This is a genomic window from Streptomyces sp. NPDC088157 (genome assembly GCF_044741545.1).
In the GTDB taxonomy this organism is placed as follows: Bacteria; Actinomycetota; Actinomycetes; order Streptomycetales; family Streptomycetaceae; genus Streptomyces.
In genome coordinates this window covers 376,071-388,095 of sequence record NZ_JBIUSU010000007.1, presented here as the reverse complement: position 1 = coordinate 388,095, position 12,025 = coordinate 376,071, and the positions used below count along the sequence as shown (strand labels likewise).

At 72.3% G+C, this 12,025-nt stretch carries 10 protein-coding genes; 5 read left to right on the top strand and 5 right to left on the bottom strand.

Going from position 1 to position 12,025, the window contains the following annotated elements:
* Nucleotides 1-16 precede the first annotated feature (16 nt).
* The gene (locus ACIPFH_RS28650) at nucleotides 17-1,033 is read right to left on the bottom strand and encodes an isopenicillin N synthase family dioxygenase (protein WP_401830801.1); all 1,017 of its coding nucleotides are present in this window, start codon (nucleotides 1,031-1,033) and stop codon (nucleotides 17-19) included.
* Nucleotides 1,034-1,630: 597 nt separating this feature from the next.
* Between ACIPFH_RS28650 and ACIPFH_RS28645 the strand changes: the two genes are divergently transcribed.
* Nucleotides 1,631-2,101 (top strand): GNAT family N-acetyltransferase, encoded by a 471-nt coding sequence (locus ACIPFH_RS28645; RefSeq protein ID WP_401830800.1) that lies wholly within the window; start codon nucleotides 1,631-1,633, stop codon nucleotides 2,099-2,101.
* A 107-nt stretch (nucleotides 2,102-2,208) separates the two neighbouring features.
* Complete coding sequence (locus ACIPFH_RS28640; protein WP_401830799.1) at nucleotides 2,209-3,696, top strand: PAS domain-containing protein; 1,488 nt, start codon at nucleotides 2,209-2,211, stop codon at nucleotides 3,694-3,696.
* A gap of 41 nt (nucleotides 3,697-3,737) precedes the next feature.
* On the opposite strand, the gene ACIPFH_RS28635 is transcribed toward ACIPFH_RS28640, so the two are convergent.
* Nucleotides 3,738-4,493, bottom strand: a complete 756-nt coding sequence (locus ACIPFH_RS28635) for an SIS domain-containing protein (protein WP_401830798.1) — start codon at nucleotides 4,491-4,493, stop codon at nucleotides 3,738-3,740.
* Between the two features lie 260 nt (nucleotides 4,494-4,753).
* Here ACIPFH_RS28635 and ACIPFH_RS28630 point away from each other — a divergent pair, with 260 nt between their 5' ends.
* Both ACIPFH_RS28630 and ACIPFH_RS28625 read left to right on the top strand, forming a co-directional pair.
* Nucleotides 4,754-5,446: a metal-dependent transcriptional regulator gene (locus ACIPFH_RS28630; protein ID WP_356246579.1), complete on the top strand. Its 693-nt coding sequence runs from the start codon at nucleotides 4,754-4,756 to the stop codon at nucleotides 5,444-5,446.
* Nucleotides 5,447-5,964: 518 nt separating this feature from the next.
* A complete protein-coding gene (locus ACIPFH_RS28625; RefSeq protein ID WP_401830797.1) occupies nucleotides 5,965-6,912 on the top strand; it encodes an alpha/beta fold hydrolase in 948 nt (315 codons plus the stop codon).
* A 76-nt stretch (nucleotides 6,913-6,988) separates the two neighbouring features.
* Here the strand turns inward: ACIPFH_RS28625 and ACIPFH_RS28620 are convergent, their stop codons facing one another.
* The 3 genes from ACIPFH_RS28620 to ACIPFH_RS28610 form a co-directional block, all read right to left on the bottom strand.
* Nucleotides 6,989-8,596 carry a transporter gene (locus tag ACIPFH_RS28620; RefSeq protein ID WP_401830795.1) on the bottom strand — a complete coding sequence of 536 codons (1,608 nt, stop codon included), beginning with the start codon at nucleotides 8,594-8,596 and terminating at the stop codon, nucleotides 6,989-6,991.
* A complete protein-coding gene (locus ACIPFH_RS28615) occupies nucleotides 8,593-9,363 on the bottom strand; it encodes an ABC transporter ATP-binding protein (protein ID WP_356246585.1) in 771 nt (256 codons plus the stop codon). The genes ACIPFH_RS28620 and ACIPFH_RS28615 overlap by 4 nt, the downstream gene beginning before the upstream one ends.
* Nucleotides 9,364-9,504: 141 nt before the next feature.
* Nucleotides 9,505-10,167 carry a bifunctional DNA primase/polymerase gene (locus ACIPFH_RS28610; protein ID WP_356246587.1) on the bottom strand — a complete coding sequence of 221 codons (663 nt, stop codon included), beginning with the start codon at nucleotides 10,165-10,167 and terminating at the stop codon, nucleotides 9,505-9,507.
* A 333-nt stretch (nucleotides 10,168-10,500) separates the two neighbouring features.
* On the opposite strand from ACIPFH_RS28610, the gene ACIPFH_RS28605 reads away from it, so the two are divergent.
* Nucleotides 10,501-11,886: a transcriptional regulator gene (locus ACIPFH_RS28605; RefSeq protein WP_401830793.1), complete on the top strand. Its 1,386-nt coding sequence runs from the start codon at nucleotides 10,501-10,503 to the stop codon at nucleotides 11,884-11,886.
* The last annotated feature ends 139 nt before the right edge of the window (nucleotides 11,887-12,025 follow it).

Sequence of the window (12,025 nt, the reverse complement as noted above, 5' to 3'; positions counted from 1 at the left end):
GGCGTCACGGGCGGCGTCACACGGGGCTGAGCAGCTCCGTGTGGTGCCGCTCGGCCACCAGCGGGTGGGCCCGCAGCTTGCCCTTCAGTTCGTTGAAGCCGTACTCGGCGAAGAGCGGGTTGGCCGGGTCGTCGGTCACGCCGGGTGCGGCGGAGGCGTGCGGGAAGGGCAGCGGCTCGACGCGGGCGTCCAGCCGGGGGTTGTAGAAGAACGGCACGGACAACCGCTCGACGGCGCTCGGCGGTGACACGACCCGGTGGTTGGTGGCCACGAGGTAGCCGTTGGTCGCCACCTCCAGCAGCTCACCCAGGTTGACGACGAAGGCGCCCGGCAGCGGCGGGACGTCGTGGAACAGTCCGTCCGCGCGCTGCACCTGGAGCCCGCCGACCCGGTCCTGGAGCAGCAGCGTCAGGAAGCCGTAGTCCTTGTGCGCCCCGACCCCCTGGCCGGCGCCGTCGCCCGCGCTTCCGGGATACCGCACGAGCTTCAGATGCGGATGCGCCCGCTCGCCGAAGACCTGGTCGTAGAAGTCGACGGGCGCCCCGATGGAGGCGAGCAGCTCGTGCAGCAGCTTCTCGGCGACGGCGCTCAGCCGCTCGATCCACGCGAGCGCGGCGACCCGCAGCGCAGGAAGCCCGGCAGGCCACTGGTTGGGCCCTTCCAGCCACCAGTAGGCGGGCTCGCCCGGGCCGGGTGTCCGGGCGGGTCGCTCGGCCCCGATGTCGAGCTGGTCCCGCCAGTCCTGCCGTCCCCCGGTCCGCTCGTCACCGGTCCGCGTGTAGCCCCGGAAGTGCGGCGAGTTCACGTTGTCGATCGCGAGCCGCTCGGCCTCGGGCAGGGCGAAGAAGGCCCGCATGGCGGCCAGCAGCTCGCCGGTCTCCCGGTCACCGACCCCGTGGCCGACCAGCTGGAAGAACCCCACGTCGTGCGCGGCGCTGTGCAGCTGCGCGTGCAGCAGCGCCCGTGCCTGGGGACCGCGGTCGGCAGCGGAGAGATCGATGATCGGCAGTTGCTGGTACGACGGGTTCGTCATGGTAAGTCCGCAGGTGTACGGGGGCCCGGCCCCGCCGTGGGTGGGGCGGCGCACGGGTGCCAGTGGGCGAGAGGAAGGGAAACGCACGCGGATGGAACCGCGGAAAGGGCTGGAAGGCTCAGCGGGAGCGTCGACAGCCCATGCTCGTGACGCGGACGTAGTCCACGTGGCGGCGTCGAACGAGCGAAAGCATGCGCCCAGGGTACTGCCTGGCGAAAGATTCGTACGTGTCGCGGATCACGCCCCGTGAATTCTGCGGCAGGGCGCTCGAAACGCAGACGACCCGCGAGTCTGGTCCTCACTCAGGAGGGCCGGCCGGACGTACCGGCGACTCGCGGGTCGGGTGACTGCGTTGAATTGGCCGGTTGCGTGCGACTGACACACGCGGGTCCGGCACCGCACTCAGTGGGCGACGGGACTAGCCCGCAGCCACCTCCGACGTCCGGTGTGCATACATGCTTCGGACCACCTCCTTTCCTTCGGTACGTCACACCCTAAGAACCCGTTGCCGGTCACTCAAGTGTTTTTTCCGGGATGTGGACCGGGACCTCGGCCGGGACATTGACTTCACCGATGGAGAAACGATTCGCTGGTGGCGTGACTGATCTTCGTCTGCGTACCGGGGCCGTCGTCGGTGAGGGCATGCTCGAGCAGTGGCGGCACGTCCACAACACGATCGTGCCGCCGGCCGCGATGTCCCTCGACGAGGTGCGCGAGCGGGCGGGCCGCCACCGGCTGGAGAACGCCTACGTCGGCGACGTCCTCGTCGGCTGCTCGACCGTACGGCCGCCCGAGGGCGAGGAGGCGGTGGCGACCGTCATCGCGCGCGTGCTGCCGGAGTACCGGGGGCGCGGCCACGGCGCCGCCCTGTACGACCACGCCCTCGCCCACGCGCGCGTGCTCGGCGCCAGGGTGGTGGAGACATGCGTGCTGGCCGTCAACGAGGACGGTCTGCGCTTCGCACGGGCACGCGGCTTCGTGGAGGTCGAGCGGTACGTGCTCGACGGCGGGACGGCGGAATGGGTCGACCTGCGGCTCCCGCCCCGCGGTGACCGGGGCCGTGACTAGTGCGGCGGCGCTACAACGATTCCTCTGCAATCTTGCGGGAATCATATGTGGGCTGCGTCACGTTCGAGTTGAATGAGGGCAAGTGAGCGAACCTGCAGGGGGTCCAGGTGAGTGCTTCCCGGCGTAGTGGGACCACCGACGAGCTGGGGCCGGACGAGCCCGAGGAGCCCGGGCGGTCGGGCAGTGACGGCCCCACGCCCCCGGACGCCGAGGGGACACCGGTCGGTCCGGTCGGCCCGGACGGCGCCGACCTGCTCGCCGCGCTGCTCGACGGCATGGACGCGGCCCTCTGCGCGTTCGACGTCGACGGCGTCGTCACGCACTGGAACCGCGAGGCCGAACGCATCCTCGGCTGGAGTGCCGCCGAGGCGGTCGGGCGGCACGGCTTCGCCGGCTGGGCCGTGCGCGAGGCCGACGCCGAGGACATCGAGGGGCGGCTGATGTCCGCCATGCACGCGCCGGGCCGCCAGGTCCACGAGTTCGCGCTGCTGACCAAGGACGGCGGCCGGGTCCTCGTGCGTACCCAGTCCGCCGCCGTGCGCGGGCCCGACGGCAAACCCGCCGGGCTGTACTGCGCTTTCAGCGAGGTGCACGCCCAGATCGACCTGGAGCGCTCCATCGCGCTCAGCGAGGCCCTCTTCGACGACGCCTCCTGGGGGGTCGTCCTGGTCGACGCCGACCTGCGCCCCGCCGTCGTCAACGCGCACGCCGCCCGCGCGCTCGGCACCGGCCGTACGGCCGTCCTGGGGCGCCCCCTGGGCGACCTGCTCACCCGGGGCGTCGAGGAGCTGGAGAACGTGCTGACCCATGTGCTCGCCGAGGGCGCCCCGCCGGCCCCCGCCGAACTGTGGGTCGGGGTGCGCACCCCGGAGGGCGAGAAGCGCCGCTGCTGGCGCAGCGGCTTCCTGCGGCTGGCCTCGCCGCTCGCCGAGGAGCCGGTGCCCCTCGGGGTCGGCTGGCTCTTCCAGGACGTCACCGAGGCCAAGCAGGGTGAGCAGGAGGCGTCGCTGCTGCGCTTCCGCGCCAACCAGCTGCACCGGGCCGCCCGCGCCGCCGCCGAGTGCGAGGACCCCGCGGAGGCGGCCACCGTCCACCTGGACTTCGCGCTCGCCGGGTTCGCCGACCACGCCCTGGTCGACCGGGTGATGGGCGGCGCTGCGGCCGACGTGGAGGGGGCCGGGCCGCTGCGGCTGATGCGCGTCGCGGCCACCCCGTCGGGCGGTCCGGGCCCCAGCACGCTCACCGGACACACCGGCCTGCCCGTCCGCTACGGCGAGGCGCATCCGGCGCTCCAGTGCGTGGCGCGGGCCGGTTCCGTACGGGCCGGCGTGGGCGCCGTACCGGCCGGTGAGGCGCGGGAGTGGGCCCGGGCGCGCCTGTGGCCCGACGACACGGTCCACGCCCTGTGCGCGGTGCTGCGCAGCCGGGGCCGCACCCTGGGGGTCGTGACGTTCCTGCGCGGCGGTGGCCGCACGGCCTTCGAACGTACCGACGCGGTCTACGCCGAGGACGTGGCCGTCCGCATGGCCACGGCTCTGGACCTCGCCGATCTGACCGGCGCGGCCGACGCGGCGGGCCGGGGCGACGGCGCCTGACCCGCGCGGGTCGGGCCGCCCGCCCGGCGTACGGCGCGCGCTCAGTGACGGTAGAAGATCCGGTCCCGGTACTCCTCCATGATCCGCCCGTTCCAGTCGTGGCCGCCGTCGACGTTGCCGGAGCGCAGCAGCGGGGGCTCGATGCCGCGCTCGGCGAGGACGCCGGCCGCGGTGGCCATGACGGCCTGGAGGAGGGCGGAGGTGACGACCGTGGAGGCGGGCGCGAAGGGCGCGGGGACGGTGTCGAGGGTGAGCTCGGCGTCCCCGACGGCGATCTTCGAGTCGAGGACGACGTCGCAGTGGTCCTTCAGGAACGTGCCGGACGCGTTCCGGGACGTCGTCTCCGAGGCGTAGGCCACCGACGTCAGGCCGATGACCCGGACGCCCCGGGCTCGGGCGTTCTGGGCCATCTCCACGGGCAGCGCGTTGCGGCCGGACAGCGAGATGACGACGAGGGCGTCGCCCGCGCGCAGGGGCGAGGTGTCCAGGACGGCGCTCGCGAGGCCGTCGACCCGCTCCAGGGCCGAGCCGAGGGTGGCGGGCTTGACGTCGACGCCGACGACGCCCGGCACCGCGAGCAGGTTCATCAGGGCGAGGCCGCCCGCGCGGTAGACGACGTCCTGCGCGGCGAGCGAGGAGTGTCCGGCGCCGAAGGCGAAGAGGCGGCCGCCGGCGGTCACGGTGTCGGCGAGGAGCGTACCGGCGGCCTCGACGGGGCCGGCCTCCTCGTCGCGGGCCCGCTGGAGCAGGGCGATCGCGGCGTCGAAGAACTGGGCGGCGAGCTTGCGGTCGCTCATCCGGGGGCCCCTTTGCCGTAGCGGGTGTCCGTGTCGCGGATCACCGTGCGGTCTGGACCACTGCGCTGTCAATACGCCCGGTGGCGCCGGGAAGGCTGAGGCGTGGCCCGGTGTTCCGCCGGGGGCGCGGGCCCTGATGTAACCGCCTCGTTCCAACGGCGCGGCACGCTTGTCGGTGGTATCCGGCAGAATTGACTCCAGGGCCAGCGCACGTGCCGGAGAGCCGTCGAGCCTTCCGCAGAGCTAATCGAGGGGCACACATGTCCGGACTGATCGACACCACGGAGATGTATCTCCGCACCATCCTCGAGCTGGAAGAGGAAGGTGTGGTGCCCATGCGTGCCCGGATCGCCGAGCGCCTCGACCAGAGCGGCCCGACGGTCAGCCAGACGGTGGCGCGCATGGAGCGCGACGGTCTGGTCTCCGTGGCCAGCGACCGGCACCTGGAGCTCACCGACGAGGGCCGCCGGCTGGCCACGCGCGTGATGCGCAAGCACCGCCTCGCCGAGTGTCTCCTGGTCGACGTGATCGGCCTGGAGTGGGAGCAGGTGCACGCCGAGGCGTGTCGCTGGGAGCACGTGATGAGCGAGGCCGTCGAGCGGCGCGTGCTGGAGTTGCTGCGGCACCCGACCGAGTCGCCGTACGGCAACCCGATCCCGGGCCTCGAGGAGCTGGGCGAGAAGGACGGCGCCGACCCGTTCCTGGACGAGGGCATGGTCTCGCTGGCGGACCTCGACCCGGGTCTGGAGGGCAAGACGGTCGTCGTCCGCCGTATCGGCGAGCCGATCCAGACGGACGCGCAGCTGATGTACACGCTGCGCCGCGCGGGCGTGCAGCCCGGCTCCGTGGTGAGCGTGACGGAGTCGGCGGGCGGTGTGCTGGTCGGCAGCGGCGGCGAGGCGGCCGAGCTGGAGTCGGAGGTCGCGTCCCACGTGTTCGTCGCCAAGCGCTGAGCTCCGTCCGGGCGGGCGGGCGACGTCGCGGGGGCGACCGCCGCTCGTCCACGAAACGCTGAGCATTGTTCAACTCATGGGGATGGTGGGGCAGTTGAGGTGTTCCGCCGATCTCGTCGAATCGCAGATTCCCTGTGTCGAATCGCAGCGCTCCGAGGCTTCCCGTGCCAGGCTGTCGCGTGGGGCATATGACCGGAGGGGGCGGGATGCTGTGCCGCGGAGCAGCGGAGGGCCCCGGTGCCGTAAGGCACCGGGGCCTGTCCTCCCCTGTACTGACCCGGAGCCCCGAGCTCTCAGGGTCATTCCCATCGGACCGGTTTCCCCGAGCGGTCCGCCCCTCGCTGAAAATCTCCCCTCGGCAGCGGGGATCATTCCTTGAGTGTGGTCACTCGATCGAGGGGTGTTGTGCGCGGAGAGTGCATTTCTCGAAAGGCCATTCGATAGCCTGCGGGTGATCGAAGGCGGTACGAAGGCATCGGCAGCGCAGCGGAATAACGGCTAGGGGGGTGCCAGGACCTATGGCGCGACGCATCGACGTGACCGGGGCGGGGGGCGTACGCCTGGCGGCCTGGGAGTTCGGCGACCCGCCCAAGGGCGACCCGGCGAAAGCCGTGACGGAGCCGGTGATTCCGTCCCAGGACGCGGGAGGGCGGCAGAGGGGCCGGCCCGCCGACCACGACGACGGAAGCAGGCCGGGCGTCCTGTTACTCCATGGCCTGATGGGCCGGGCCTCGCACTGGGCGTCCACCGCCCGCTGGCTCTCCGAGCGGCACCGCGCGGTCGCCCTCGACCAGCGCGGCCACGGCCAGAGCGAGAAGCCGCCCGAGGCCGCCTTCACCCGCGAGGCCTATGTCGAGGACGCGGAAGCCGCGCTCGAGCAGCTCGGCCTCGCCCCGGCCCTCCTCATCGGCCACGCCATGGGAGCGCTCACCGCGTGGCAGCTCGCCGCCAAGCGCCCCGACCTGGTGCGCGGCCTGATCGTCTGCGACATGCGGGCCTCCCCGCTGGGAGCGGCCTCGCAGCGCGAGTGGGGCGACTGGTTCAAGTCCTGGCCCGTCCCCTTCGCCACGCTCGCCGACGTCCGCAAATGGTTCGGCGAGGACGACCCCTGGGTGGAGCGCCCGAACCCGTCCCGGGGCGAGTTCTACGCCGAGGTGATGCAGGAGTCGCCGGACGGCTGGCGTCCGGTCTTCGAGCCCGAGCAGATGCTCAAGTCCCGTGAGACCTGGGTGTTCGACGCGCACTGGGAGGAGCTCACCCAGGTGCAGTGCCCGGCGCTGGTGGTGCGCGGCCTGGACGGCGAGCTCGGCCGCGCCGAGGCGCAGGAGATGGTGCGCGTCCTGCCTCGCGGCGAGTACGCGGAGGTCGCCGACGCCGGGCATCTCGTGCACTACGACCAGCCGGAGGGGTGGCGCACGGCCATCGAACCGTTCCTCGACGCCGTACTCACCCCCGAAGCGCCCTGAAGCCGCCTGGAGCCGCCTGGAGCCGCCTGGAGCCGCCCGAAGCCGCCCGAGACAGCGGTCCGGGCGGCCTCGGCGGTCAGCCCTTGCTCACCGCCGTCAGGATCTCCGGCAGGCGCGTCGCCGTCCGGGGCGCGGCCAGGCGCAACCCCAGCAGGGTGACCGCCGTCCCGTACGCCGCGCCCCCCGGCAGCAGCAGCCAGGTCCAGGCGTCCCCGCCCTCGCTGACGTGCAGCCAGATCGTCACCGCGATGACGGGCGCACACAGCAGGGCCGCCGACACCATTCCGCCGAAGATCGCGATCCAGGCGAGACCGGCCTGACCGGGGGCCACGTTCTTGTAGCCCTCCTGCGGAATCGAGTAGGGGAAGCGGGCCGAGGTCCAGGCGCCCGTCGCCAGCATCGCCCCGAGCAGCGCGAGGGACAGCCCCAGCGCCTCGGGCAGCTTCGACCAGTCGCCGAGCATCGCCGTCGTCAGCACGGTCACCAGCGTCGCGTACGGCAGGGTGATCAGCAGCAGGGCCAGCGCCCGCGCACGCAGCTCGGCGTACGCGTCCCGGCGCGAGGAGATCGTCATCGCGACCATCCAGAACGCGGACGTGTCCTGCCCGAACTGGTTGTACATCTGGATGCCGAGCATCCCGGCGGCGAAGCAGGCGAAGTAGATCGAGCCGGTGCCCTGCAACGCGTTGAAGACGGGCACGATCAGCCCGATGGCCAGCGAGGTCACCCAGGCCGCCTTCGTCTTCGGGTCGCGCCAGACATAGCGCAGGCTGCGTTCCATCACGGTGCCGGTGCGTCCGCCCGGCAGCAGCCGCCCGAGCCCCGCCGACCTCCGGCGTTCCCGCGCGGCCGGCTCGGCGGCCTGGAGGGTGGAGCCGTCGGGCGAGGTCATCAACCGGGTCAGACTCCGCGTCCACACCGTGACCAGCAGCACCAGCGCGCCCGCGCTGACGGCGATCTGCGCGGCGGCGACCCCGTACGACCCCCCGCTCACGGAGTCCACCGCGCCGACCGCGGAGGCCGGCGGCAGCCACCGCAGCACATCCGCCGCCGGATCGAGCTGCCCGAGACCGGACGCCCCGAGCCGCTGCGCCCCGAAGTTGACGACCTGCGCGCCGATCGCGACGACCAGCCCGCTCAGCACCGCCAGATCGCGTCCCTTGCGGCTGGTCAGCAGCCGGATGTTGGCGGCGGCCACGGCCCGGGCGAGCGCGACGCACACCAGCAGCCCGAGGGCGACGGCGACCACGCCCACCGCCCACGCGGCGGCCCCGTGTGCCACCGACACCACCGATCCCACCAGCATCAGCAGCGTGAACAGCGGCCCGATGCCCACCAGCGAGGCCGCCAGCAGCGCCCGCACCAGCGGCCGGGGCCGCAGCGGCAGCATCACCAGCCGGGTCGGGTCCAGGGTCTCGTCCCCGCTGGGGAAGAACAGCGGCATCACCGCCCAGCCCAGCCCCAGCACCGCCACGAGGAGCACCACCAGCGACACCGCGTGGTCGTGCCCGCGCAACGCGATCAGCCCGAGCAGCTGAAGCGCGGCGAACAGCAGCGTGACGACGGCGGAGGCCACATACGCGGCCCGCCGCCCGCCCGACTGCCGCAGTCCGTTGCGCAGCAGCGACAGCTTCAGCCGTACGACGGTGGGGACGAGGCCCGGCGGGGAGGTCGGCTCGCTCACCGGGCAGCCCCGCCGCCCAGCCAGTCGAGGTCGGAGCCGGTGTCCCGCCCCTGCGCCCCGACGAGCTCGAGAAACGCCTGCTGAAGGGAGGGAGCCGACCCCCGCACCTCCTCCAGCGTCCCGTGCGCCCGGATCCGCCCCGCGGCCAGCACCGCCACCCAGTCGCACAGCGACTCGACGAGCTCCATGACATGGGAGGAGAAGACGACCGTGGCCCCGGACGCCGTGTACCGCTCCAGTACTCCCCGGATGATCTGCGCGGACACCGGGTCGACGCCCTCGAACGGCTCGTCGAGGAAGAGCACTTCGGGGTTGTGCAGCAGTGCGGCCGCGAGCCCGATCTTCTTCCGCATACCGGTCGAGTAGTCCACGACCAGCTTGTGCTGGGCCCCGGCCAGATCAAGGACGTCGAGCAACTGGGTGGCCCGCTTGTCCACCTCGGTTCCCGGCAGCCCTCGCAACCGCCCGCTGTAGCCGAGCAGTTCACGCCCCGACAGCCGCTCGAACAGCCGCAGCCCCTCCGGCAGCACCCCGATCCTGGCCTTCACCTCGACGGGATCCCGCCACACGTCGTGCCCGACGACCTCCACGGACCCCTGATCGGGCCGCAGCAACCCGGTCACCATCGACAGGGTCGTGGTCTTCCCGGCCCCGTTCGGCCCGACGAGCCCGATGAACTTCCCCGAGGGCAGATCGAGATCGATTCCGGCGACGGCGACTTGCTGACCGAACCGCTTCCAGAGGTTACGCACGCGTACGGACGTCATGCACGAACCCTACGGCCAGGAAAGCACCCCGAAAGGGGCGCGGGGCGGTGCTCGACATGAGGCTCCGCCGCGTGGGCGCGACAAGCCACGAGGCACCCGCACCCGCCATCAGGGACCAAGCACGCGGATCAGGAGGCGCCGCTACCGATCCCGCCCACAGGCGTAGGCGAGCGGCGAGATCAACTCCTCAGCGTCGGGCAGCCACCGATTCGCCGCGGTCGGCCGACAGGCCCACTGCACAGCCCCCCGGGAGCCGAACCGGGTGGGTGGCGCGGCCACGTAGGTGCCCTCGCCGAGCGTCACCAGATCGAGCGCCCCCAATGACCAGCCGAGCTTGCGCACCAGGTCCGGCACCTTCGCCGACGCCCCCGGCAACACGAAGAACTGCATCCGCCGGTCCGGCGCCAACGTGACAGGACCGAGCGTCAACTCCATCCGCTCCATCCGGGCCAGGGCGAGGAAACCGGCCGTCTCCGGGACGGAGATCGCGTCGAACGTACGCCCGGTCGGCAGCAGGATCGAGGCGGTCGGCTGTTTCTGCCACATCCGGCGCGCGACCGTGGCGCTGCCGGTGGCCTGCGTCGCCCAGTCGGGGCGCGCGGGGTGCGCGCCCGGGGCCGCACACGCACCGTCGCCGCAGGAGCAGCGCTGCACTCCGTCGACGGGTTCCAGCCAGGTGCCGGGGAACACGTCCCAATGACGTTCCTCGGCGTAGCGAACAGCGGTCTCGAGCAGCGATTCCCCGCGCTGCTTCGGGATTTGAGTGGCTTCGGCGCCCGCGATGGTCTCTTCCACGATGAACACAACTCTAGCCGTCACCAGGGGTTACGCCCGCCCCTTTGCGCGGGGGAGGAGCATCGATTCCGCGTCCGGGGCGCATGGGTGCATGTGCGGGGGCGCGCGGGAGGAACGAGCGCGGGAACGGGTATCCAGGTAGAGGGGTGGGCTTCCGCCGGTAACCCGGCAATTCTCTGTATTCCTCGGCAATTCTCGGCAATCCTCACATGCCTCGCATTTTCGGTATGGCCATGGGGCATTGATCTTCTCGGCCGGAACCATTCGGTGGAAGACACGTCAACTCGGTGTGTGGGCAGGCACCCGCCGCCCCGGTCACCGCAGCCACAGGGGGTAATGCCCATGGCCGCAAGGCCGCTAGTCGCGCGGCAGCCGAACGAACGGCTGCAGGCGCTCATCCAGGAGGCGGGGTGCTCGAACGCCGGGCTCGCCCGCCGCGTCAACATGTGCGGCGCCGAGCACGGCCTCGACCTGCGCTACGACAAGACGTCCGTGGCCCGTTGGCTGCGCGGACAGCAGCCGCGGGGACGCGCACCGGCGATCATCGCGGAGGCGCTGGGCCGCAAGCTCGGCCGTACGGTCACGATCGACGAGATCGGCATGGCCAACGGCAAGAACCTCGCCTCGGGCGTGGGTCTCCAGTTCTCGCCGACGGTACTGGGGGCCATCGAGCAGGTCTGCGAGCTGTGGCGCAGTGACGTGGGCCGACGCGACTTCCTCTCCGGGTCGTCCGTGGCCGCCTCGGCGCTGGTCGAGCCGAGCCGCGACTGGCTGATCTCCTCACCCGACGCGCAGGTGGCGCGGTCGGCCGGTCCCCGGGTGGGCCTGTCCGACGTCGCGGCCGTCAAGGCGATGACCCAGGCGCTGGTCGACCTGGACCACCAGTACGGCAGCGGGCATGTACGCCCGGTCGTGGTGCACTACCTCAACAGCGTCGTCTCGGGCCTGCTGGCCGGCTCCTACCGGGAGGCGGTGGGCCGGGAACTCTTCGCCTCCGTCGCCCGGTTGACGGAACTCGCCGGCTACATGGCCGTCGACACCGGCCAACCCGGCCTCGCCCAGCGCTACTACATCCAGGCCCTGCGGCTCGCCCAGGCGGCGGGCGACCGCGGATACGGCGGGTACGTCCTCGCCGCCTCCATGAGCCACCTCGCCGCGCAGCTCGGAAACCCGCGCGAGATCGCGCAGTTGGCGCGCGCGGCGCAGGAAGGGGCGCGAGGGCGGGTGACACCGCGTGCGCAGGCGATGTTCCTCGCGGCGGAGGCGCGCGGCCACGCGCTGATGGGTGACGCGCGCGGGGCACAGTCGGCCTCCGGGCGGGCGTTGTCGGCACTGGAGGCGGCCGATCCCTCCGCCGGGGACGACCCGGCGTGGATCGCGCACTTCGACGAGGCCTATCTGGCCGACGAGTTGGCGCACTGCCACCGCGACCTGGGCCAGGCCGAGGCGGCGGCGCGCTGCGCCGAGGAGTCCCTGGCCGGGCACCCGGAGAACCGTGCGCGCCGGCGCGCGATCGGCTACGTCCTGCTGGCCACCGCGCAGGTGCAGCAGAGGGAGGTCGAACAGGCCTGCAACACCGGGCTGAAGGCGGTCGAGTTGCTGGAGACGCTCCGCTCCAACCGGGGCGCGGAGTACCTGGAGGACCTGCAGCAGCGACTGGAACCCTTCCGGGACGAGTCGGTGGTGAGGGAGTTCGGGGCGCGACTGGAGTTGCAGACCGCGGCGTGAACGGACGGGGCGCCGCCGCGTGAACGTGCGGGAAACGACGGGATCCCGCACAGGGAACCGCGAATACAGCGCACGGCGCTCCGGATCTGTTACCGACGTCACCGCCGACCCCGCCGGGAGGGAGATCACGACTGAGCTG